This is a genomic window from Desulfogranum japonicum DSM 18378, assembly GCF_000429945.1.
Taxonomy (GTDB): Bacteria; Desulfobacterota; Desulfobulbia; order Desulfobulbales; family Desulfobulbaceae; genus Desulfogranum; species Desulfogranum japonicum.
The window spans coordinates 13,265-36,975 of the sequence record NZ_AUCV01000001.1; the positions used below are offsets into that span (position 1 = coordinate 13,265).

General features: G+C 47.1%; 19 protein-coding genes. 13 read left to right on the forward strand and 6 right to left on the reverse strand.

Annotated features, from left to right (window positions below; translation table 11 throughout):
• Positions 1-4 precede the first annotated feature (4 nt).
• Complete coding sequence (locus G493_RS27095) at positions 5-1,054, reverse strand: efflux RND transporter periplasmic adaptor subunit (protein ID WP_232363687.1); 1,050 nt, start codon at positions 1,052-1,054, stop codon at positions 5-7.
• Between the two features lie 428 nt (positions 1,055-1,482).
• Between G493_RS27095 and G493_RS0100070 the strand changes: the two genes are divergently transcribed.
• From G493_RS0100070 to G493_RS0100095, 6 genes are all read left to right on the forward strand, one after another.
• A complete protein-coding gene (locus tag G493_RS0100070; RefSeq protein ID WP_028578717.1) occupies positions 1,483-2,994 on the forward strand; it encodes a cobyric acid synthase in 1,512 nt (503 codons plus the stop codon).
• A complete protein-coding gene (locus G493_RS0100075; RefSeq protein ID WP_028578718.1) occupies positions 2,991-4,082 on the forward strand; it encodes a pyridoxal phosphate-dependent aminotransferase in 1,092 nt (363 codons plus the stop codon). Before G493_RS0100070 ends, G493_RS0100075 begins: the two co-directional genes overlap by 4 nt.
• A 7-nt stretch (positions 4,083-4,089) precedes the next feature.
• Complete coding sequence (cbiB, locus tag G493_RS0100080; RefSeq protein ID WP_028578719.1) at positions 4,090-5,067, forward strand: adenosylcobinamide-phosphate synthase CbiB; 978 nt, start codon at positions 4,090-4,092, stop codon at positions 5,065-5,067.
• 190 nt (positions 5,068-5,257) lie between these two features.
• Positions 5,258-5,458 (forward strand): hypothetical protein, encoded by a 201-nt coding sequence (locus G493_RS0100085; protein ID WP_028578720.1) that lies wholly within the window; start codon positions 5,258-5,260, stop codon positions 5,456-5,458.
• A 310-nt stretch (positions 5,459-5,768) separates the two neighbouring features.
• A complete protein-coding gene (locus G493_RS0100090) occupies positions 5,769-6,206 on the forward strand; it encodes a hypothetical protein (RefSeq protein WP_028578721.1) in 438 nt (145 codons plus the stop codon).
• 51 nt (positions 6,207-6,257) lie between these two features.
• The gene (locus tag G493_RS0100095) at positions 6,258-6,623 is read left to right on the forward strand and encodes a NifB/NifX family molybdenum-iron cluster-binding protein (protein WP_028578722.1); all 366 of its coding nucleotides are present in this window, start codon (positions 6,258-6,260) and stop codon (positions 6,621-6,623) included.
• 56 nt (positions 6,624-6,679) lie between these two features.
• Here the strand turns inward: G493_RS0100095 and cysC are convergent, their stop codons facing one another.
• The gene (gene cysC, locus G493_RS0100100; protein WP_028578723.1) at positions 6,680-7,354 is read right to left on the reverse strand and encodes an adenylyl-sulfate kinase; all 675 of its coding nucleotides are present in this window, start codon (positions 7,352-7,354) and stop codon (positions 6,680-6,682) included.
• Between the two features lie 516 nt (positions 7,355-7,870).
• Here cysC and G493_RS0100110 point away from each other — a divergent pair.
• The 4 genes from G493_RS0100110 to G493_RS0100125 all read left to right on the forward strand — a co-directional run bounded on the left by G493_RS0100110 (position 7,871) and on the right by G493_RS0100125 (position 12,769).
• Entirely contained in the window at positions 7,871-8,614 is a 744-nt protein-coding gene (locus G493_RS0100110) for an N-acyl homoserine lactonase family protein (protein ID WP_028578724.1), read from the forward strand.
• 450 nt (positions 8,615-9,064) lie between these two features.
• Positions 9,065-11,017: a PAS domain-containing hybrid sensor histidine kinase/response regulator gene (locus tag G493_RS0100115; RefSeq protein ID WP_028578725.1), complete on the forward strand. Its 1,953-nt coding sequence runs from the start codon at positions 9,065-9,067 to the stop codon at positions 11,015-11,017.
• A 133-nt stretch (positions 11,018-11,150) separates the two neighbouring features.
• Positions 11,151-12,053, forward strand: coding sequence for a carbohydrate kinase family protein (locus G493_RS0100120; RefSeq protein WP_035272765.1), 903 nt, complete (start codon positions 11,151-11,153; stop codon positions 12,051-12,053).
• 74 nt (positions 12,054-12,127) lie between these two features.
• Positions 12,128-12,769: a class I SAM-dependent methyltransferase gene (locus tag G493_RS0100125; RefSeq protein WP_028578727.1), complete on the forward strand. Its 642-nt coding sequence runs from the start codon at positions 12,128-12,130 to the stop codon at positions 12,767-12,769.
• 42 nt (positions 12,770-12,811) lie between these two features.
• On the opposite strand, the gene G493_RS0100130 is transcribed toward G493_RS0100125, so the two are convergent.
• Positions 12,812-13,486 (reverse strand): potassium channel family protein, encoded by a 675-nt coding sequence (locus G493_RS0100130; protein WP_028578728.1) that lies wholly within the window; start codon positions 13,484-13,486, stop codon positions 12,812-12,814.
• A complete protein-coding gene (locus tag G493_RS0100135) occupies positions 13,483-14,946 on the reverse strand; it encodes a TrkH family potassium uptake protein (RefSeq protein WP_028578729.1) in 1,464 nt (487 codons plus the stop codon). The genes G493_RS0100130 and G493_RS0100135 overlap by 4 nt, the downstream gene beginning before the upstream one ends.
• Positions 14,947-15,306: 360 nt before the next feature.
• Between G493_RS0100135 and G493_RS0100140 the strand changes: the two genes are divergently transcribed.
• The gene (locus G493_RS0100140; RefSeq protein ID WP_028578730.1) at positions 15,307-15,609 is read left to right on the forward strand and encodes an MTH1187 family thiamine-binding protein; all 303 of its coding nucleotides are present in this window, start codon (positions 15,307-15,309) and stop codon (positions 15,607-15,609) included.
• Positions 15,606-16,418, forward strand: a complete 813-nt coding sequence (gene thiM, locus G493_RS0100145; RefSeq protein ID WP_028578731.1) for a hydroxyethylthiazole kinase — start codon at positions 15,606-15,608, stop codon at positions 16,416-16,418. The genes G493_RS0100140 and thiM overlap by 4 nt, the downstream gene beginning before the upstream one ends.
• On the opposite strand, the gene G493_RS0100150 is transcribed toward thiM, so the two are convergent.
• Complete coding sequence (locus tag G493_RS0100150; protein WP_028578732.1) at positions 16,419-17,840, reverse strand: NAD-dependent succinate-semialdehyde dehydrogenase; 1,422 nt, start codon at positions 17,838-17,840, stop codon at positions 16,419-16,421. It abuts the gene before it with no gap.
• Between the two features lie 235 nt (positions 17,841-18,075).
• Between G493_RS0100150 and G493_RS31620 the strand changes: the two genes are divergently transcribed.
• Positions 18,076-20,529: a cache domain-containing protein gene (locus tag G493_RS31620; protein ID WP_028578733.1), complete on the forward strand. Its 2,454-nt coding sequence runs from the start codon at positions 18,076-18,078 to the stop codon at positions 20,527-20,529.
• Positions 20,530-20,593: 64 nt separating this feature from the next.
• Here G493_RS31620 and G493_RS0100165 read toward each other — a convergent pair whose 3' ends face one another.
• Positions 20,594-23,707, reverse strand: coding sequence for an efflux RND transporter permease subunit (locus G493_RS0100165; RefSeq protein WP_028578734.1), 3,114 nt, complete (start codon positions 23,705-23,707; stop codon positions 20,594-20,596).
• Positions 23,708-23,711: the final 4 nt, after the last annotated feature.

Consider the following 23,711-nt stretch of genomic DNA (forward strand, 5'->3'; position numbering starts at 1 on the left):
CAGCTTATTGGTGGCCACTGCAGAAAGATTGCGGATCTGTAACGACGCTATTCCCCAGTGTGACGGTGACCGGCATGCCTAAGCGAAGTTCCTGGTTGTCGTTACATGCAAAGATTCTTGTCCTGTAGACCAGCTTGGTACGCAATTCAGTGGTTTCAACGGTTTTAGGGGTGAATTCAGCTGTGGGAGATATAAAGCCAACCCATCCGGTGTAGACTTTATCGGGAAAACTGTCGCTGTGGATTCTGGCTTCCTGTCCCTGCTGTATTTTACCAAGATCAGGTTCGCTGATATACGCTCTCACCCATAAGGGATTGCTGAGGGCCAGGGTCAAAACAGGTGAACCGGCTGTGGCCATTGCGCCGGGCTGGAGTATGCGATTACGGATGATTCCGTCATCAGGGGCCACGAGTCTGGTGTCTTGCAGTTTCTGCTTTGCCAGTTCCAGGGAAGCGTTCAGGGCGCGCAGCCCAGCTTCTGCCTGGGCAATGTCTTCTTTACGCGGTCCCTCCTTGGCCAGGGAAAGTTGTTGTTCAGCTTCCTGCAGGGCAGCCCTGGCAGACTCGGCTTTGGTCTGGGCATTTTCAACTTCCTGTTCTGATATGCGGACGGTTTTGATGAGCGTACGTTTACGTGCCAGCTCGCTTTCTGCAAAACGCAGGTCTGCCCTGGCCGCTTCCACAGCAGCCTGTGCCATGCGAATTTCCTGTGGCCTGCTACCCTGGCGGAGACGCAGTACATTTTGTTCCTGGGCAGCATGTTCAGCTTCCAGTTGTCTGACAGCCAGTGCATACCGGGTAGGGTCAAGCTCTGCCAGCAGATCACCCTGTTTTACGTGGCTTCCTTCTTCCACGTTAATCCGGGCAATACGTCCTCCATCCTGGAATGCCATCTGCACTTCACGGATATCCACATTACCGTAGAGCGAAATATCTTTGTTCGCGTCATTTTTCTGCTTACATGCAGAAAGAAACAGAGGAAAGAAGAGAATACACAGGACAAATGCTGTGCGCAAGAGGTTGGCGAAAGGCAGGTATTTGCAGGGGACTTTCATAAGATATTTACCCATGGGGTGTTGTATTAGGCGATATCTGCATCTCAACTGTACGTGTTTGCAGGTGCTCCAGGACTATCCTGGGCCTATCGTTCTGATGGTTGAAGAATCTGTATGATATCCAATACCTTTTACACAGTAACACCGTTGGAAGGCAGCTGTCAAATGGAGCTTTGAGCTCTCCTGGTATTTATGGCGGCCAGCCGTATCGCCTGCAGGGTGACACGTGAATTCTCTGTAAATTCTTTATTAGTGTTGAACCCTGGATCAAATCGCTATATATCATGGGAAGTTATAGTATTGATTGAAAGTAACTACTCACAGGGGAGACGGATACAGCTTAAAAGTGTTCGTTTTTGTAACTGGTTACGATTGAAAAATATATCTGGCTGCCTAAAATCGGCTTGTTTTAACAGAAAAGGGGATTCATGGGGAAGCGAGGAGTATGCCTGGCCATTCTCGGCACAGGCTCTGACGTGGGGAAATCAATTGTGACGACAGCTGTCTGCCGTCTTCTGCTTAATAGAGGCTTGCGGGTGGCTCCGTTCAAGGCCCAGAACATGTCCAATAACTCAGGGGTCACTCCCGAAGGACTTGAGATGGGAAGGGCGCAGATTGTCCAGGCGGAGGCCTGTCGTATTCCACCGCACGTGGATATGAATCCGGTGCTTCTCAAACCTACCAGTGATGTAGGTTCCCAGGTGGTGCTGAATGGCAAGGCCTGGCTGGAAGCTTCCTCCCGTGGATACTATCAGAAAAAAGAGTACCTGTTTAAACAGAGTTGTGCCGCTCTGGACAGGCTGCGTGAGCAATACGACGTCATTGTCATGGAGGGTGCCGGATCCTGCGCAGAGGTAAACCTCATGGACAATGATATTGTGAATCTGCGTGCAGCCAAATATGCGGAGGCACCTGTTATTCTGGTGGCAGATATCGACAGGGGAGGAGTTTTTGCACAGATTGTAGGTACGCTGGCCTGTGTCAGTCCTGAGCAACAGGAGCAGATCAGTGGATTCATCATCAACCGATTCAGGGGAGATCTTTCTCTGTTCAGGAGTGGGGTGGACTGGATTGAAGAGAAAACCGGCAAAAAAGTGTACGGAGTACTCCCCTGGTTCAAGCATTTTCACATTGAAGCAGAAGATGCCGTGGTTATTGAGAAAGCTCCAGGCTATCGTCCAGCCACGGGAGGAAAACCGGCGATTGCGGTGGTAAAACTTCCTCACATATCGAATTTTACTGATTTTGATCCTCTGCTGCACTGCGACGATCTTGAACTGGTCTATCTTTCCCAGCCCCAGAGTCTGAAAAATTTTCAGGCGGTGATATTACCCGGATCCAAAAGTACCTGCAGCGACCTGGAGTGGCTTGAAAGCACAGGCTGGAAGAAAGAAATAACGACTTTTGCCGAGGCAGGAGGCCATGTGCTTGGCGTGTGTGGCGGATACCAGATGCTTGGTTCCCATGTGCATGATCCCGATGGCATAGAGGGGGCACCCGGTTCAACCAGGGGACTTGATCTGTTGCCGGTTGAAACCATTCTCAAGGCTCCCAAGACTACCACCCTAACTGATTTTAACTGGCAGGGAATCAAAGGAAGGGGGTATGAGATTCACATGGGCCAGACCCATCACAGTGGAGGTGCACCATTGGTGCAGGTCGAGCAACGCAATCAGCAGGCCTGTGAGGATACCGATGGATGCATCAGTGAGAATCACCGGGTGATCGGGACCTATATGCATGGTTTGTTCGATACACCGGCCATCACTGAAAAATGGTTGCAGTCCATTGACTTGAGCCATGTGAAAGTTGACCAGATTTACGGGCCGGTAGCCCGGGATAAAGCCTATGATCAGCTTGCCGAACATGCCGCCGCCAATCTGGATGTGGAGGCAATTTTTCAGCTGCTGGAGCAGCTCAGAAAGGAGCAGACGAAATGATTATCGGTCACGGCGGCAATAAAGTAGCTGCAGCCAGCAAACTTGGATGCAGGCCTGAGGATATTGTTGACATGAGCAGCAATATTAATCCGTTGGGTATGGTTCCGGGCCTGATGGAACATCTCGGGCAACGCCTGGAGCAGGTCATGTCCCTCCCCGAGGTCGATGCCGGAGAAGCTATTGCATCCATGGCACATCTGCTGGATATTGATCCATCCCGGATGCTCATGGGCACTGGTACCACCCAGTTCATTTATACTGTCTGTCCAGCCTTGCAACCTGAACGCGTGCTGGTCGTCGGGCCAACCTATGCCGATTACTCTTCTGCCTGCACCATGCACCAGGTGGAGCAGAAATATTTTCTGGCAGGTTCGGAGGATGGATTCAGGCTGGATTGCCAGCAATTAGCCATACAGGCCAGAGAATATGATGTGGTGTTTCTCTGCAATTCCAACAATCCCACCGGTCAATGTGTTCCCCACGATGATCTGGTCCAATTGTGCCGTTCTCTACCAGATACAACTTTTGTGATTGATGAATCGTATCTGCCTTTTGCTCCAAAACAATATGCTCGCAGTATGACTGCGTCAGGTCTGGAAAATGTAGTGGTCTTGTGGTCTATTTCCAAAATTTTCGGGATTCCCGGACTCAGGGCAGGTTTTTTGGTTGCAGAACAGCCGGTGTTGGAACGCTTCCGTGCCTTCATGCAGCCCTGGTCTGCCAATAGCCTGGCCCAGGAGGCAGCTGTTTTTCTTGGTGCGCATAAAAAGGAAACATTGGAATTCATAGAGCAAAGTGCAGATTTTGTTCGCTTGCAGGTGGATGTTTTCCAAAGCAGCCTGGAAGATCTTCCTTTGCAGATATATCCAACCCTTACCCCCTATATGCTCATTGGACTACCGGAAAACCTGCGTGCAGAATCCCTGTGTGAAGCTATGTTGCAGGAACGTCTGTTGATCCGTAACTGCAGTAATTTTTACGGGCTAAACGATCAGTATGTGCGTATTGCATTAAAAAACTCAGATATCAACGAGAAGGCTGCACAACAGTTGCGAAATGTTATGATACGCTACAGAGAAGAGGGGTAAACGGGAAATGGAATGGCAGCTGTGGCTTACTTCTATCATTATACCGCTCGGATTTCTGCTGGACCGTTTGATCGGAGACCCGCTCTGGCTGCCCCATCCCATTCGATGGATGGGGAATGCCATTATGTGGAGCGAGCCCAGGTTCAGGCGCTATATCTCCCGTGAATTGCTTGCAGGGGGATGTTTTGCTCTTTTTCTTATTTTTTCCTGCTGGCTCCTTTGTTTCCTTGCCTTAAAAATTGCAGCGACAATCTCTCCATTGCTGGCTCTTGTGCTGGAAATAGTTATGGTGTTTTACTGCCTGTCAATTCAGTCTTTGAAACAGGCTGCCATGGATATCTACAAAGAATTGCAGCGCGGAGATACTGATCAGGCCAGGGAACAGGTCGCCATGATTGTCGGGCGTGATGTGCAATCCTATCAGGGCAAGGATATTGCCCGGGCAACGGTTGAGACTGTTGCAGAGAATTTTGTGGATGGAGTGGTTTCGCCGCTTTTTTATGCAGCGCTTGGAGGCGGGCCTTTGATGCTCACCTATAAGATGGTAAATACCCTGGATTCCATGGTAGGATATAAGAACGACAAGTATCTTTATTTTGGCCGTGCTGCAGCAAAAATAGATGATCTGGCTAATTGGATTCCTGCCAGGTTGTCTGTCGGCATTATTGCCCTGGCAGCAGCTATCCCGCCTTTTACAACCAGTGGGCGTGCCTGGAAATTGGCACTGCAGGAAGGACGGGAACATGCCAGCCCCAATGCAGGTTATCCTGAGGCTGCCTTTGCCGGTGCCTTGGGGGTGAGGTTGAATGGACCTAATTATTATGGCGGTATCCTGGTGGAAAAACCTTATATCGGGAGACAGTTTGAGCCGCCAAAAGTCGAACATATCGAGTTGGCCTGCAATCTTATGGTACGTTCTGCCCAGTTGGCAGTTTTTCTGGCCTGGGTGGTGTGCTTGATACTTCTTTTTTGTAAGTTATTGTAAATATTGAATAACTGTTAACTTTAATCATTTCTCCACGAGCAGGTGCTTTGTGAAAAGCTATCACTGAAAACCATGTTTTTTGTAGGAAAGCTTGCACGTCTGCTGTGGATAATTTATGTAATATGAGTTGGTTATCTGAATTTTGATCTTGATTCTATACTGATTCAGGTCATAACATGCAAGGTGACATATGCGTAAGGTACCCTGTGAACTGACCCTGGGAAATGGTGGGGATGTTATTGCCATGGTTGAACTGGATGATGACGGAACTCTAAAAGTGCCGAGAAAAGGTATGTATGGAACTTTTCAGGAAGGGGTTATCTCCTATAGGGTAATGAAGCCGGAGGATCAGAAAGATGTGGTTCGTGAGGTGTGGGTGGATGTAGATTAGTCCGTGCCTGCCCTACATTGTCTGTTCGGAGTTTTTGTTGCCCTGCTCTCGAGTGTAACTTTTCATATATGGACTGACTCTATCCCGCATTTCCAGTGATTTTTTAAAGCAATGTTTATCCACTGAAATAATAGGGTACCTTGAAAAAATAAAAGATTTGTTCAAGTTCGAGGCGCACGATACATTTTGCCGCAGGTATTTAATATTCCAAGGATAAAATTTGAATGCAACGATGAAGTTGAACAACTTAGCAAATTTTCAAGGTGGCCGGTAGTTTATCGTCGAGCATACATACCATAAGGAGCCTGCCATGTTTAAAAAAAGTATTTTGTTGGTTTTGACAGTTGTTTGTCTGATTACTGCTGAACAGGGGTGGGCATCGGTTCGATCGCCAATAAGTCGAGACAGTGTAACTGCTCCTGTTGTGATACAAAATCAGGGACTGTACAACCTGGTTATAGGCATACAGTTTCTTGACGCTCCTTCAGGGGCCATGGTCTATCATTCTGAAGAATATGAAGATCTTATGCAGAGGTTGAAGGTGGAATGGGCTGGTTTGGCCAGTGGGATGGTGCTGCAGAGCAAGGAACATAGCATCAGTGATCTTGCAGCCCTGAAAAATAAAATGGAAAAGGCGATACAGGCGTTGGCGGAAAACCTGAAGCCACAATATGGCTTGGACGCAAATGTTGATGTCGTATTTTCCCTCACAGATTTTTTCCTTCTTGATCCCCATGAAGAGGATTGAGAAGGGCTGCTGTTCCACATGTGCTTGCGTTTTTGCCAAAAAGGAAAAAATATGAATATTGCGTTGTCATCCACTGATTCAAGTCTTGATAGTTCTGTTTATCATGAGTTTGCCCAAACCCCCTGGTTGCTGATTGTTAATTTTGAGAACATGGAATGTCTGCCCATTGCCCATACCTGTGCTCCGGAATCTGATCAGGAACTTGCCCGTATCATTGTGGAACACCGGTGTGAAGCGGTCATAACAGGAAAGTTGGCTGAAAAAGCCTTTGATATTTTGGCTGATGATGGAATTACCCGCTATGCAGGCCCGGATATGGGGATCCGGGAGGCTCTGGATGCCATGGACAAGAAACTGCTGCAGGTTATTCGTAATCCTGAAGGCTCGGACACCTGTTCAGGGGACCATCATCATTGATTTGAATGCCAAAAGAAATGAAAAAACGTTTCCGAAAGGTAACAGCTGTTAACCTGTTATAAAGGTAGTGTGACGTTCCTTATTATTTCCTTTTTTTTGAGTAGCTCGATGACTTCATCTGCAAGTATATCAGGGCTTTTTTCTCCTCCTGAAAGGGTCAGTTCCGGAGACAAAGGAGGTTCGTAGGGAGCGTCAATACCGGTAAAACTTTTAAGTTCACCTGCTCTTGCCTTTTTATACAAACCCTTTGGATCTCTTTCTTCACATACTTCTAATGGGGTATCCACAAAGACTTCTATGAATTCTTCCGGGAGAAGTGTCTCCCGAACACGCTCCCGGTCCCTGCGATAGGGACTGATACATGCCGTAATAGCTATGATTCCATTCTGCGAGAATAATCGGGCAACCGTGCCTATGCGTCTAATATTCTCTTCGCGCTCAATTGCAGAAAAGCCCAATCCGAAACGATGGGCAAAATCATCACCGTGCGTTTTTCGAAGTATCTGAGGACTTGCATTGAGTCCATGACGGATGTTATCACCGTCCAAAACAGCAATGTGGGCACTGTATTTGTGATAAAGCTTGTGATCAAGTAGGGCTGCAATGGTGCTCTTTCCCGATGCGCTTAATCCGGTAAACCAAATCACGCAACCTTTATGTCCGGTTAATGACTCCCTTTGTGCACGTGATACTATATGATCGTGCCAGTATACATGTATCTCTTTCTGCATCTTTTTCTCCCTGTTCCTGTTTGATGGGGTGAACAATTTTTTGGGTTCAATGTCACCCAGGGGAGGCTGTCCGAGAAAACCCTTTTTCCCCAGTTCACTGGTATTTCGGCGAAATAATACTCGTGATGTTAGGTATATGACGGTGTTCATATTCTCTGGAATATCTTGACCTGAGAAAAAATGTCTATGTTCGGAGATCTTCCTGGGTTTTCTTTTGAATAACGGTCACCTAAAAGGTTTAGGAATATAGGTCTATTATATAAATAAAAGTGAACATTTTAAACAATTTTATTTATAAATTGGTGTGCAGTTTTTTAGCCTAGGGGGCGTAGCAGGTTTTGCAGGTGCTGAAACTATGGAATATCTTTGAACCTGAATGAAAATGCCGGCTTGTATATTGTCAAAAGCCGTGACGAGGTACATTGGGAAAATTGTTTTTAGAGGTCCGTATTTGCAGGGTAGCTTTGTAGCTATTTATTTTATCATGGTATTTCAAGACAAACAGTAGGAGTTCGTATGATTTATACAATTCATCCATTGGTTGTGGGTACCAAAGTGTTTGACAAAAGCATGATGACATATCAGCACGGAGGGGGGCAGACCTATACCATCCCAATATATTGCTGGTATATCAAAGGTGGAGATAAGAACATCCTCGTTGATACCGGGGAATTGAGCCCTATTCAATCTGAGGCACGGGAAAAGGCAATTGGTGGTAAGATTTATACATTTGAACAGGGATTGAATACGTACGGCTTGACACCCGAAGATATTGATATCGTCATCCATACCCATTTACATAATGATCACTGCGAGAATGATTTCAAGTGCAGTAATGCCAAGATCTATGTTCACGAAAAAGAATTACAGCGAATTCACAACCCCCATCCCCTAGATTTTCGATACTTGGCTGATTTTATTGAGGAGGTGGAACAGAATGGCCAGATTACCATAATGACTGACGATACAGAGATTGTTCCTGGAATTACCTGTATTCATACCCCTGCACATACCGATGGAGGGATGAGTGTGGCCATTGCGACGGAGAAAGGAACAGCCGTGATCACCGGATTCTGTGTAATCAGAGAAAATTTTGAACCGTCCATTGAAGTTCGGGCTATGGAAATGGAGGTTATTCCACCTGGAACAGTGGTTAATACCTTTGACGCCTATGATATCATGCTGAAAATCCGAGATATGGCAGATATTCTTTTGCCTCTTCATGAGCCGGAGTTTGCGTCAATAGATTGCATTCCATGATATAAGGGGTATTGCTTACAGGTGCCAGATCAACCTCGGTGCACTTCTCAGGTTCACTGGGTTTGATCGTACCTGATGAACCTGAGAGACGATATACTTAAGAGAGTATAAATGGAGTAACTTTTCATCCCGCCGCACACATTTTTTCTATGTCTAATGATAATACAATGAGGAGCTGTCCTGCTACGCAGGATCAGGTCTCTATTTCAACACCATAACACAATATCTCTTCCCATCTCTGCTCCAGGACATACAAAGGTGGGAAGCTTAAAAAAAGTTTTACCTTGCAGGCATACGAGCACAGGGCTTGTGCTATAATGCATTATAACTTGATATTTCTTGATCATATATCCCCTGTGTCTGCACGATTGAAGTTTGGCTCGAAGTGTATTCTCATTTTGTTGAGAACGGTTTCTGTCTGCAGATTCTTGAAAGAAGAGACTGTTACCTATGAATACCGTATCCCTGTTTTCCATAGGCATCATACTTGGCGGTGCCGTTGTCATGGTGTACAGCCTGACCTACAGTATCAAGTCCTATCGTATTTTTAACGAATTCACCAGGGATGAACTGACAACACTTAATCGATTCAAGAATGTCCATAACGTATTGATGGTGTTTTTTCTCCTTGGATATCTGAGTGTTGCCTGGGCGATATATGAACAGATAGATTTTGTCAGTGATCTTTTTGTCAGTCTTATTTTTTTCTTTGGTGCCATTTTTGTTCTCCTTGGACTTCGTCTGCAGAATGCCATGAATAACATGCTTCGAGATCGCTATTATATAGCACGTGAAGCCGCTGATGCCCTGGTAAACGAACAACAGGAACTTCTGACAACCAATACACTTCTTGCCGCAGAGGTCAAAGATCGCGAACAGGCTGAAATTCTAGCCAGTGAGCGGGAGAAAAATCTCCAGCAGATTTTAGGTAATCTTCCCATTGGAGTACTCATTGTTGATGGGGAGTCTCTGCGGATTAAAGAGATCAATTCCATGGCGGAAGTCATGATCGGAGCGTCAAAAGGAGATATCGTCCACTGTCCATGCCAGAAGTTTATCTGTGGTTCAAGCAGGGAAACATGTCCCATGTTGTTGGAGCCAGGAAAACAACGTCATCAGGGAGAACATGTTCTCATGCGTGGAGATGGTACTGAATTACCGATTTTAAAAACCGTCAGTCGAATAGAGTTGGAAGGCAGGCCGCATTTTCTGGAGGCTTTCCTGGATGTGAGTGAGAAAAAACGGCTTGAGGAACAGTTGTTGCGGTCTCAAAGCATGGAGGCAATAGGTATTTTAGCAGGTGGAGTAGCCCATGATCTGAATAATATTCTGGCAGGACTTTTAAGTTATCCTGAACTGATTCTTATGAAAGTGGATGAGTCTGATCCGCTGCGTAAGCCCCTGGAGACGATTAAACGTTCCGGTGAGAAGGCCGCTGTAATAGTGCAGGATCTCCTGACTCTGGCCAGGCAGAATGTCGCTTCAAAAGAGACTCTCAACCTTCGTGTAATTGTGGAGGAGTTTTTAGAGAGTCCTGAATTCGAACGATTACATGCCAGTTATCCGGATGTCAAATTAACCACATTGTATGAAAAAAATCTCAAACTCATTGAGGGGGCACCTGTTCATTTAAGCAAAGTAGTGATGAATCTGGTATCAAATGCCGTCGAAGCCGTTTCTGGAACAGGGCTTGTGCAGGTCACCATTGAAAATGCATATGTGGACACCCCCATCGCCGGGTATGAAAGCTTTGTTGAGGGTGAATATGTGGTGCTTTCCATTCAGGATGATGGCTCAGGCATATCCCCTGAGGACATTACTCGAATATTTGAGCCGTTTTATTCTCAAAAATCTCTGGGCCATAGTGGGTCTGGGTTGGGGATGGCCATAGTCTGGAATACAGTCAAAAGCCATAATGGATATATACAGGTTGAAAGCACTTTGGGAACAGGTACCCTGTTTAAGGTATATTTCCCGGCAACCAGAAGGCAACTCCGTCAGATCGAGAAACACAAGCAGGCTGATTATTCAAAGGGTCACGGTGAACGGGTACTGGTTGTGGATGATATTGAAGAACAACGGGAAATTGCCGGTTCAATGCTGGAATACCTGAATTATATCCCTGAAATTGCAGCAAGTGGAGAAGCTGCCATCGATATATTGCAGCGCAGGCAATTTGATCTTGTCATCCTGGACATGATCATGGAACCGGGAATGGATGGTTTGGAAACGTTTACTAAAATTATGAAAATAGACCAGAAGCAAAAGGTGATTATTGCTTCTGGGTATACAGATCCAGATCGTCTGGATGCTCTTGAAGAACAAGGCGTGGAGAATTATATAAAGAAACCATATACCTTGAATACTCTTTCAGAAAAGGTATTTCTTGCCCTGAATACATAATTCTGATTATCTTTGGATGATACATTCGGTAACTGATCACGGGGTCAACAATACTGATATTACAATTGGTTCTGAGTAGTAACTGATCAACGTTACTACATTCGTGTTAAATCTGAGCAAATGAAAAACGCACATGATACAAACGAAGAATACTCCCCCTGTTATAGCTGGAATTGGCGAAATTTTATGGGATATAGTGGAAGATTCTGAGGAATTGGGTGGTGCTCCGGTCAATTTTGCCTACCATGCCGGTGCATTGGGTGCTGAAGCGTATGCCATCTCCAGCATCGGTGACGATGAAAGAGGGACTGCCACTCTGAAAGAGCTTGCAAAACGTGGCATGTCGACAGCTCATATTTCAATACTTCCCGGTGCCGTGACAGGGTACGTGAAAGCGGAGGTCGACGTACAGGGGATTGCCACGTATACATTCCCCGATAATGTTGCCTGGGATACCCTGTCTGTAAGCCGGGAAACCATGACCTTTGGCCAACAGCTCGATGCCGTCTGCTTTGGCAGCCTGGCTCAGAGAGCGGAAAAATCCCGGGAAACCATATTGGATTTTTTACAGAACAGAGCTCCTGATGCCTTGAAGGTCTTTGACGTGAACATCCGTCAGCAATTTTATACCAAAGAGATTATTCGTACATCCCTGGAATGTGCGGATGTGCTGAAATTAAATGATGAAGAAATTGTGTTGCTGGCAGAAATGGAAAATCTGAGTGGCCCAAATGAAGAGCAATTAAAGGCATTGGTCAATCGGTATCAACTGAATCTCGCTGTTCTTACATGCGGTGACAAAGGCAGTATTCTGGTCACTGCCAACGAAGTCTCAAGGCACCCAGGATATGCAAGCCAGGTTGTTACCACCATCGGTGCAGGTGATTCCTTTACTGCAACTACTGTTCTCGGATTGCTTGGAGGACACAGTCTTGATTCCATCAACGAACATGCAAACCGGGTGGCGGCTTATGTGTGCTCCCAACAAGGCGCCATGCCGCCATTGCCAGAGAATGTATCCCCAGGATTTTTTTGATGTATCGTTGAAAAGCCTGCGTAATACATTTTACCGCGTATATCGTGACTATTGCATGTTACAGGTGCCCACCCATGTCTGAAATACGAACAGGCCGGCAGCGGTATTATACGATTTTTTCTCATTTTTATGATTTTTTTATAAAAATCCACTCAGGCAGTCATGGTGCTGAAACGCGTCAATTTCTGGTAGACGCAGCCCAGACGGTTCGAGGTCGCCACATCAGGATATTGGATATTTGTTGTGGGACAGGGTCTGTTATTCTCGCTTTTGCCAAAAAGTATCCGGAAGCATTGGTAACCGGCTATGATTTTTCCGGAGGTATGTTACGCAAGGCAAAGCAAAAAGACGGAGAAAACAGGGTCGCTTTTGTTTTAGGTGATGCTGCCCGCTTGTCCTATGCTGATGATTGTTTTGATATTGTCTGTTGTTCCCACGCTTTGTACGAATTGAAAGGGCAGGTGCGGATACAAGCTCTCGCTGAGATGAAGCGGGTGGTCAAGCCAGACGGCCTGGTATTCATTATGGAGCATGAAGTACCCCGACATCCCCTTATAAAAATATTATTTCACATAAGGATGCTCATGATGGGCTCATCCGATGCCCGTGAATTTGTGGAACAGGATCTCCAGCCATATGAAAAACTCTTTACCAAGGTAGCGTTATCGCATACCCCTTCAGGAAAAAGTAAACTGATTACGTGTCAAAAGAGCTGAAAATTATACTTTAATACAGGCGATTGGTTACATTTCCTGTGATCAGTTACCCTCTGCCTTGGTAGTGTCTGCATTTTGTTTGCAGTATTCCTGCAATAGATGCACGTTTTTGCTATGTGTTATAAGAACGATCTCGTCACCAGCACGAAAGAGTGTTTCTCCATCTGCAAGGGAAAATTTACCTTCTCGATAGTAGCAGACAACCCTGGATTCCGCTGGAAGTTGTAAATCTCTGGGCAGGACAGGGGTGTTTTTCTGAAAGACAAAGGAAAAGAGACGTGCTTCATCTTTGATTATTCCTGAAAGTTCAACGCTTTCGCCCACATCAACCATATCTGCCAGATAACGGCTGATGGTCTGGAAGGGAATAATGGTGTCTTTGAGTCCAAGTTCGTGGCAGATACTTTCATACTGGGGATCAGCAATGCTGGTTACGATGCGGGTAAATCCCAGTGAACGACCGACAAGACTTGCGATGACATTTGCCTGGTCGCTGTCGGTCAGGCAGAAAAGAAAATCTGTTTTAGGCGGATTCACCTCATTGAGCAGTTTCGGGTGACTGCCATCACCAAGCAGAAAGCTGCAATCCATGTCTTTGGACAATTCATCTATTTTGAGCTTGTTACGTTCGATAATGATTACCTCGTGGCCTTTGTTGATGAGCTCGCGTGCTGTGCCGATGCTCACTTTTCCGGCTCCGATAAACACAATCCTCATGTGCCCTCCATTCTTCTGCCAATCCAGGTTTTCGGATAGAGTAAAACCAACCAGGCAATTATTTCAAGCCTTCCCATCAGCATATCAATACATAATACCCCCTTGAGCAGCGAGGGGAGAGTAGAACTCGTAATTCCTGTGGACAGCCCCACCGTTCCAGTTGCAGAGGCAACTTCAAACAGAGAATCAATGGGGTCAAAACCCATGGCCACAAAAGGTATCCAGGAGACTGCTACAATACCAATGAACAAGACAATGAGCAAAAATGCGTTGCGGATTTCCTCTTCGTGAAGTGGATGGTCAGCCAGTCTGTGATCAATGACTGCATGTTTTGGCAGACTGCTTCGCAGGAGCAGCAGTTGAAAAACATGGGCAGCTATCAACAGGCGCAGAAGTTTGAATCCGCCGGCTGTTGATTCCATATCTCCACCAATGAGCATGGAAAAGGTGAGTAAAAGTTTTGAAGTTGAGTCAAGTTCTGCAGGTGACAAAGATGAAAATCCCGCTGTTGTCTGGGCTGAAAATGCAAGCAATGGAGCGTGATGCAATATCTGAGACCATGCCATTCCTCCGCAGATGCGCATGGAGGTGGCCACTGCCAGGGAAACAACAACGCAGGCAATGATAATGGCTTTCAGTTGGAAAATTCCCAACCCTGCTTTATTTCTTTTTGAAAATATTCGGGAATAGAAGGTCAGGGGGACTGCTGCTGTCAGGCTGGCAAGGGTAATCCAGCCTTGGGCAGGTACTCCTAAGTTGGCAATACTGGAATCATATGGGGCAAATCCACCGGTTGAGACAGCTGATAGGGAGAACAGCAAGGATTCGAAAAAAGATACCCCAGCCAGCAGTGATCCGATAATGCCAAGAAAAGTCAATATACAATAAATACGAAAGACTTTTCGGGCACGTGCACGTGTGCCTCCAACCAGATCATCTGTTTCTACTCCGCTACCCGCCAGGCTTTTGGCTGCCAGTCCAGGCCGCAGGACGAACGCCAGAGAGAGAACTACGATACCCAGTCCTCCGTACCATTGCATCCAGGCACGCGCAAAAAGAAAATTTACAGATGCGTTGTTCAGCGTTTCTCTGGTGCTCAATCCCGTGGTTGTTATCCCTGAAACAGCTTCAAAAAACGCATCCAGAAATCCTGATCCTGGATACATCATTGGATAGGCCATGACAAGGGGGGTGAATAAAAAGATAAGGGCAGCCAGAACCAGACCTTCGTTATTCTGCATATCAGCAGGAGCACGTACTCGGATTGTGCTGAACCAGAAGATCAGAAGGGCGCAGAGCACGATGCAATACCGCAGAGATGCCAAAAACTCCCCAAACAGCAGTGATACGCCTAAGGGGGCTATGGTTAAAATGGCGAGTATGAGATTCAATTGCCCGAAGTACTTCAGAAGTACGTTGGGCCGCACGGCATATCTAAGTCCGCTTGCCTGGAGAGCCACAATAAAAACCTTTTGTTTGGTATATGTTGGCTATTGTCTGTTCAAAAGGCCACCTTGAGTAATTGCTTTTTTGTTCAATTTCGGCGTTATGCTCAAAAAAATATCATCGAAATATCAACGATATGTCTGCGGTAATTTTTCTCACATGCCTTGACCTTGAACGAAAAATCTCATTATGCAAGATACCCCAAAAGTATTATACGGCAGTCTCAATTGTTCGCTGGAATATTTTATTCAGGAAACGTAGGTGTTTTTCAATATTTTTTTAGATTTCATTACATTGTGGGAGTAAAGTGATCCATCACGATTGTTTTTCTTTATCAATTTACCGTAATTGTTTTTTTATAGGGGAGAAAACCTATGAGTTGTGTAGCAACCTTTGCAATTTTTCCGTTGAAACAGAGTGGGGAAGACAGTCTCGCTCCCTATGTTGCCCGGGCCCTGCAGATAGTCAAGGATTCCGGGGTTCCGTATCAGTTGGGTCCCATGGGGACAGCTCTGGAGGGCGACTATGTTGAAATCATGGACGTGATCAGGCAATGTCATGATGAGTTGCGAAAGGATTGTGACCGGGTCTATCTGACCGTTGCCATAGACTCCAAAGCCGGAGAAGGCGGAAGAATACAGCAAAAAGTGAGTCATGTCGGAGAATTGTTGAAATGAACAGTAACAGAGAAGTGACGGCGCAGATCTGGCAGGACATACTCATGCTACGACAGGAAGCACCATTGATCATCAATATAACCAACTATGTGGTGACCAATAATACTGCCAACGCCCTCCTTGCCCTTGGCGCCTCTCCAGCCATGAGTCATGTTGCGGAGGATCTCCCAGGTATGATTGAGTTGGGTGGCGCCCTGGTTGTTAACCTGGGAACACTTGCTGATGATTATATTGAGGGTATGCGTGTGGCCATGACCAGGGCAAACGAACTGGGGCGGCCCATTGTCCTGGACCCGGTGGCTGCCGGGGTCAACAGGCTCCGTACCGAGCTCGCGCGTGAGTTCCTTGAAAAATACCGGCCTTTTATCCTGCGTGGTAATGCTTCTGAAATCATGGCAGTGGCAGGAGAAGCTGGAAAACCCAAAGGTGTGGACACTGCGAACAGTGTGGAGGAAGCCGGAGCTGCGGCAAGGTTGCTCTGTGATCGGTACGGCTGCAGTGTTCTTATCAGCGGTGCTACGGATCTGGTTATTTCCGGAGGCCGTGAAGCTCGTTTGCAAGGCGGCTCGGAAATGATGCCCCGGGTAACCGGTCTTGGCTGCACCAGCACAGCCCTTGCTGGAGCCTTTGCCGCTGTGCAGAAAGATTCATTCCAGGCGGCAGTGGATACGGCAGCTGTAATGAATGTTGCAGGAGAACTTGCTGCCCGGCAGTCTCCCGGGCCGGGGAGTTTGCAGATGCATTTTCTTGATGCTCTGTATACTCTTGACGAAGCGACTGTATGGGATCTGTGTAACTGTAAATGCTGATTACAGCATAATTCCTGCACACTTGGTTTCCAGGTATTCCATGATACCTTCACGGGCACCTTCTCTTCCCAGGCCACTGTTTTTCATACCCCCAAAAGGGACGGCTGCGCTGGTAGGGTTGATGTCGTTGATGCCAATTATTCCGAAATGGAGCAGGTCAAAAGTCTTCATGGCCCGGCTCAGGGACTGGGTATAGATATATGCCGCCAGCCCGTATTCTGTGTCATTGGCCATGGAGATGATGTCATCCTGGTCGTTAAAAGTAATGATAGGTGCCACCGGGCCAAAGGTTTCTTCTTTGTATATGAGCATATCAGGTGTTACCTCTGTAAGCAGAGTGGGCGCATAAAAATATCCTTTGTCCATCCCTGCTTCCATGAGCCGTTGCCCACCGCAAAGACATTTCGCTCCACGGGAAACCGCGTCTTCTACCTGTTGCTGCACCTTGTCGAGAGCTTCAGCATTGACAAGGGGGCCTATGTTCACACCTGGCTTCAGGCCATTTCCTGGCTGCATTGTTTCAATGCGCTGTTTCAGGGTATCTATAAATGGCTGAGCAATGGTTTCGTGTACAAAAATACGGTTAGGGCTGATACATGCCTGGCCGGTATTGAGGAATTTAACCAGGCTGACTCCTTTGGCAGCGCGCACCGGATCTGCATCTTCAAAGACAAGAAAGGGCGCGTGTCCGCCCAGTTCCATGGATACCCGTTTAAATGACGGTGCTGCATCTGTGGCCAATAATCTTCCTGTTGCAGTGGAACCGGTGAATGTCAGTTTGTTCACCTGGGGATTTGTGCAGAATTCTTTTCCCGTTGGTCGTGGATTCTGTACAGTAATCAGGTTCACCACTCCAGCGGGGATCCCGACCTGTTCGAAAATTTTGAACAGGGCTATGGCACACAGCGGGGTTGCTTCGGCCGGTTTGAGGACAATGGTGCATCCCGCCGCAAGAGCAGGAGCTATTTTTCTGGTAATCATGGAGATGGGGTAATTCCAGGGGGTAATAGCTGCTACTACACCAACGGGTTGGTACTGAACCAGAAAGCGATGGTCAGGACGTGCTGAGGGAATGGTTTCACCATAGATGCGTTTGCCTTCTTCAGCAAACCAGAGAAGAAAATCAGCTGCGTATTGCACTTCATTTTTCGCTGCAGCAAGTGGCTTTCCCTGTTCTCTGGTCATGAGTATGGCCAGTTCCTCTTTCTGTTGCAGTACGCATTCATGTGCGGCATGCAGCAACCCGGAACGTTGATATGCCGTGGTGGAAGACCATGCTGGAAGCGCATCGCTGGCGGCATGAATAGCTGATTGTACATCCTGTAAACTGGCATTGCAGACATTGCCAAGATGTTCTCCGGTGGCAGGATTATATACGGGAAACTGTTCGCAATATGAAAGCCAACGACCATTGATGAACATGGATAACCTCCTGGGGACTTGTGGCATAGTATGGGAAGAAAGCGTGTTTTTTCTCTATCCATTCGTTACTATGAATACTCTGGAAAGGCTACAGGTGACAGGAAAAAGAGGAATATTCGACAAATAGTATTATTTCAGTCAGTTAATTATGTATTCAAACAAATCATGAGAAATGCGGGGTAGGGGGATACATGTGGGTAATTATGGTGCAGTTTGTTCGATATAAGGATTTCCCATGAGAATTTTTCAGAGTTTCAGAAAAACAATCACTGTAAGTATGCTTGGTGTCGCCATACTTGCGGTGCTTCTTGTGGGAACGATTTGGGTTTGTCAGGAGTATTTACGATTTGATGCCATGTCAACCTCGCTGAAAGATGAGTATATGCAGCGCCAGCGAGACCTGATAAAGGACGAAGTTGATCGTGTTTTGCAATACATAAGCTATAAGCGTGCTCAGACCGAGAGCCAGCTGCGGGCCAATCTGCAGTCAAAAGTGCGGGAGGCCATAGCCATAGCTACACATATGTATGAGATCCATCAAGGCAAAGCCAGTGAAGAGGAGATATCCCGATTGATAGTAGAGGCTCTGCGGCCTATACGTTTTAATGAAGATCGTGGATATTACTTCATTTATCGTACTGACGGAACCAACGTGATGCTACCGTTCTCTCCTGAGCTGGAGGGAACTAACCTGCTGCATTTACAGGACAGCAAGGGCAACTATACCCTCAAACGTGCACAGAAAATCATTGAAGAGAGCGGCGAAGGCTTTTTGACCTGGTATTGGTATAAGCCCGAAGATGAGTTGCAGATGCGAAAGAAAGTGGGTTTTATCCAGGAGTTTAAGCCGTTGGGCTGGTGGATTGGAACAGGAGAGTATGTGGATGATTTTGAAAAGACCATCCAAAATGAAATCCTGGGCTGGATAAACAATATCCACTATGGGGAAGATGGGTATATTTTTGTGTACGATTACCAGGCTAACACGCTGGCTCATTATAAAAAGGAGAGAATCGGTCAGAATCAGTGGCAATTTCGCGATACCAATAATATGGCTGTGGTTCAGGAATTGATCGAAATAGCCAGAGAAGACAAAGGGCAGTATCTCGAATATGTGGGAACCGTCCGTCCCTCCACGGGCATGCCTGCCGAAAAAATTGGCTATGCCAGAGGAATACAGGATTGGCAATGGATGATCGGGACAGGTGTTTATGTAGACTCCATCACTGACCAGCTCGCTATCATGCGTGTCGATCTGGAACGAAAGATACGAAAAAATGTGTTGATCATCTGTCTGGTCCTACTTGCTTGTGTGGTCATCATTGGGGTGCTGTCCAGGGTTCTGGCCCGTAAGATATCAAACGATCTGGTGCTGTTTACCAACTTTTTTAAGGATGCCGCCAGCTCTGGCAGAAAGATCCGCACCAGGGATATCTATTTCACCGAGCTTCAGGGATTGGCAGAAGCTGCAAACAATATGGTGGATGAAAGAACGCGAATAGAAACCGAGCTTGGCAAGGTGCAGAATCAGTTGCTGCAGAGCAGGAAGATGGAGGCGCTCGGATTACTCGCCGGAGGAGTGGCCCATGACTTAAATAATGTCCTTTCTGCCATGGTCGGCTATCCGGATCTTCTACTCAATGCATTGCCTGAAGAGAGCAGGCAGCGGAAATTTATAGAAATAATCAAGGAATCCGGCCAAAAAGCGGCAAATATTGTGGATGACTTGCTCACATTGGCCAGGCGGGGAGTGGCGCAACGCCATGTATTGGACCTGAACGCCTTGATTGAGCATTACCTGCTGTCTCCGGAATATGAGCGGACCTTTGAAGAATACCCCAACATTACAGTGGAAACCCAACTCGATCCTAACTTATTGAAGATCAAGGGATCGCAGGTGCATCTTCAAAAAACCATCATGAACCTGGTGAATAACGGAGCCGAAGCACAGCCCCGTGGAGGCCACATTCTCATCGCTACGGAAAATGCCTATGTGGATACACCGATTATGGGGTATCAGAAAATTGAACAGGGAGAGTATGTGCTGCTTACTGTGAGCGATAATGGTGTGGGGATTGCCCGAGAAGATTTAGATCGTATTTTTGAACCATTTTTTTCCAAGAAAAAACTGGGAAGGAGCGGCACAGGATTGGGCATGGCTGTAGTCTGGGGCACCGTGCAGGACCACGAAGGTTTTGTGAATGTCACTACAAGTGAAGGAGGGGGAACGACTTTTGAGCTGTATTTCCCTGCTACAAGGGAGAATATACTTGAAGAGGTGAAACGGAGGGACCAGATTGAATATCTCGGTCAAGGTGAGCATATTCTGATTGTGGATGATATTGCTGAGCAGCGGGAACTCGCCGGAGCGATCCTGCAACGTCTCGGATATACAACCACCAGCGTTAAAAGCGGCCATGAAGCAGTCGTTTACCTCAAGAGCAATCATACGGACCTGGTTATGCTCGATATGGTCATGGATGATACTGATATGGATGGACTGGAAACGTATAAGCAGATTATCCGTTTCCGACCGCAGCAGAAAGCTGTAATTGCCAGTGGCTATGCGGAAACCGACAGGGTTAAGGCTGCCTTGCTGCTCGGTGTTGGCCAATACGTGAAGAAACCATATACGGTTGAAAAGATTGGGGTGGCAATACGCCAGGTGTTGGACGGCGATAATGGCTGAAAGGAGTCTCTGGAAATCCCCTGCACGGGGTAACTTACCGTGCAGGGAGATTCCATGAAAAAGGCTATTGATCCTCTGTTCTCGGCTTTTCCCAGAGTATTACAAAAGAGAGCAGAGACGGGATAACAAAAAGAGTAAACAGGGTGGATATCGCCAGTCCTCCAAGAAGGATGGAGCCCAGCCCCCTGTATAATTCACTGCCTGCTCCTGTGGCAATTACCAGGGGAGACATGGCCAGAACACTGGTGGTGGCGCTCATGAAAATAGGACGGATTCTGGTTCGTACAGCATCGGAGATGGCCTCCAGTCCTATAAGATTGTTATAGCGGACATTATTCAACGACTGGTGAACGATGAGAATGGCATTGTTCACCACTGTACCGATAAGGATGATAAAACCCAGCATACTGAGTATATCCAGAGGCTGTTGCGCAATGAGTGCGTCAACGGAGCGCAGTCCTATCAGTCCACCGGCAGCCGCCAGTGGTACGGTGAAAAGAATGATCAGAGGATAGAAAAAATTCTCAAACAATGCTGCCATGAGCAGGTAGGTGATGACCACAGCCAGCAGCATGTTCCACTGCAGTGCCTGTCTGGTTTCTGTGAGTTTATCAGCATTACCGCCCACGCGTACGGAGAGCCCTGCCAGCTTACCTGCCTGCTGCATAGGCGCAATGATTTCCTGTTGAATGGTATCCATGGCTGTCTGCAGGGCCACTTCGCGGGGAGGTGTAACCTGCAGGGTGATGGTCCTGTTGCGCTCCAGGTGATTGATCTGGGGCATTCCCTGGGTATAGACCAGTTCTGCCACATCCCCGATTCGTATCAGGTCGTTGTTGCCGGAAACAATGGTGGCATTGAGGATATCTTCCGGAGATGTGAATACCGCCTCATCCCCTTTGATTATCAGATCGACCTGCTTGGTTCCTTCCGGACGATAGTCATCTATTTTACGCCCGTCCATGAGAATATCCACATACACGCCCAGGTCGGACTCTGTGAGTCCGTTGGCCCGCAATTTTTCTTTGTCCGGGATAATTTTCACCTCAGGATAACTGGTTTCAAGGGAAGGTACCGGCCTGATTTGACTGCCTGCTATTTTTTGACTGGTGACGCCATACAGGGTACGTGCCGTGTCAACAATGGCATTGATATCATTGCCAGAGATGTTGATCTCAACAGTTCGGCCTTCGCCAATGCCTGATTCAAAAATACCTGCCTGGGTGCTGACGCCGAAAATACCAGGGATGGAGTGCATAATCCGGCTGAACATGGGCATCATCTCCCTGGCTCTTGTTTCATGGGTACTGATACCGCCGAACAGCGTGATGCGATCCGCACCAACATAAAACATCTGTTTCACCTGGGGTATGCCGTCTTTATTGTCCTCTTTAATGTATGGTTCAGCCTGGGCATATATGTACCGGCCCATTTCCTTTTGTTTTTCCACAGAATAACCAGGTGGTGGAATAATAATATTGAGGATCAGGTTTCTGTTACCTTGGGGCAGGTATTCGGCACTGGGCATCAGTGCAAATACGAGCACTACGGCAAGACTTGTAAAAGCAACTACTGAAACTATCCTGGAGACCACGGTTTTCATGCATACGTCTGAAAAGTTCATGATCAGGTCAGCCAGTTTGGGTCCGATGACAGACTTTTGAAATCGTCCGGTTTCTTTTTTCCCTTTGGAGTTGCGGTACAACAGGTTGATCAGGGTTGGGATGACTGTAATGGAGACAATCAGACTGAGAACAATGGAAGAGGTGATGGCTATGGCGATATCCCGGAAGAGCTGACCAGCTTCCTCCTGGATGAAAACCACGGGCAAAAATACAGCTACGGTGGTTGCAGTTGATGCGAGAACTGCTCCCCACACTTCCCTGGTTCCCTCGTAGGCGGCTTTGAAGGCTGTTTTGCCCATGGCACGGTGCCTGTCGATATTTTCCAGAACAACGATGGAGTTATCCACCAGCATGCCCACAGCAAAAGAGATACCTGCCAGGCTGACAACATTCAGGTTGCGGTTGGTGAGCCATAGCAGGATAAAGGCACCGATGGCGGAAATAGGGATGGCCAGGGCAACCGTAGCAGTGGAGCGAGCACTACGCAGAAAAAGCAGCAGGACGATAATAGCCAGTATCCCACCCACCAGTACATTTTGTTTTACCAGTGATATGGAGGTGTTGATGTAAGGGCGCTGGTCATACACCCAGTCAATGAACAACCCCTGGCTGGCAAGCAGATCTGTATTCAAGCGATTTACTTCCTGTTCCAGTTCATCGCTCATTTTCAGAACATTGGCACCCTGTTCCCGGCGTACGCCGATAACGATAACCTGTTTGCCATTGTGCAGCACCGACACATCTTCCTTGGCATGACCAAGATTGACCGTAGCCACATCTCGCAGATAGACGCGTCGAAGACCGTCATCAAAAATGACCACGGATAATGCGTCTTCAGGTTTCTGGAACTGACTGACAGTCCGGATTCGATAATTCTTCCGGTCAATGCCCAAAACCCCGGCAGAAATATTACTGTTAGCCTGTTGCACGGCACCTACAATCTGATTGATGGAAACATCAAATCTTGCCATTTTTTGGGGATCAATGATAATTTCCAGCTGGTCTTCAGTGCCACCGAAGACAAACAGCGATCCCACCCCATTCACCCGCTCAATGTGTTGGCGCACATTGTCCTCAAAGTAGGTCTTGTAATGATTGATGGGTGTGGTGTTCTCAGGTTTGGGCCTGAGCATCATCCAGATTACAGGTGAACTCTGGGCACCCGCCGCCTCAATGACGGGTTCGTCTGCAGTGTCAGGATAATCAGCGACTTCATTGAGCTTGTTGGATACGCGAAGCAGTGCGTCTTCCAGGTCAGTGCCGACCTGAAAGGAAAGAGTGATCTCTCCCAGGGAGTTATAGCTTGAGCTTTCCATTTCTGTAAGCCCTTGTAGCCCTTTGAGTGTATCTTCCTGCTTCTCAATGATTTCTTTTTCTACCTCATAGGGAGTTGCTCCGTTCCAACGTGTGCTGACCGTAATCTGCGGGGTTTCCACATCCGGGGTCAATTGAACCGGAAGCTTATTGAGGCCTATGAGGCCGAAAATGATAACCAGAATAACACCAACAGCAATGCTGACAGGTTTGGTAAGGGCGTAGCGGATAATATCCATGATC